General features: G+C 51.5%; 1 protein-coding gene. It reads left to right on the forward strand.

Features of this window, described 5'->3' with window-relative positions; genetic code table 11:
- Nucleotides 1-575: IS6-like element IS26 family transposase (locus tag R7R24_RS26710; RefSeq protein WP_318120117.1), on the forward strand; the 575-nt coding region annotated here is incomplete at its 5' end.
- Nucleotides 576-728 lie beyond the last annotated feature (153 nt).

A 728-nucleotide genomic window follows, 5' to 3' on the forward strand; every position in this document is an offset into this window, starting at 1 on the left:
CCTCCACGATTTACCGCTGGGCTCAGCGTTATGCGCCTGAAATGGAAAAACGGCTGCGCTGGTACTGGCGTAACCCTTCCGATCTTTGCCCGTGGCACATGGATGAAACCTACGTGAAGGTCAATGGCCGCTGGGCGTATCTGTACCGGGCCGTCGACAGCCGGGGCCGCACTGTCGATTTTTATCTCTCCTCCCGTCGTAACAGCAAAGCTGCATACCGGTTTCTGGGTAAAATCCTCAACAACGTGAAGAAGTGGCAGATCCCGCGATTCATCAACACGGATAAAGCGCCCGCCTATGGTCGCGCGCTTGCTCTGCTCAAACGCGAAGGCCGGTGCCCGTCTGACGTTGAACACCGACAGATTAAGTACCGGAACAACGTGATTGAATGCGATCATGGCAAACTGAAACGGATAATCGGCGCCACGCTGGGATTTAAATCCATGAAGACGGCTTACGCCACCATCAAAGGTATTGAGGTGATGCGTGCACTACGCAAAGGCCAGGCCTCAGCATTTTATTATGGTGATCCCCTGGGCGAAATGCGCCTGGTAAGCAGAGTTTTTGAAATGTAAGGCCTTTGAATAAGACAAAAGGCTGCCTCATCGCTAACTTTGCAACAGTGCCTTTTCAACACAAGCGTGATCATCGGTGCATCCGCACCCTATACATTTAGCAGTGAGCATAAGCGCCTCCCCAAGTAAATTAACAACATCATAGTATCATTA

Source organism: Vibrio sp. 704, from assembly GCF_033339295.1.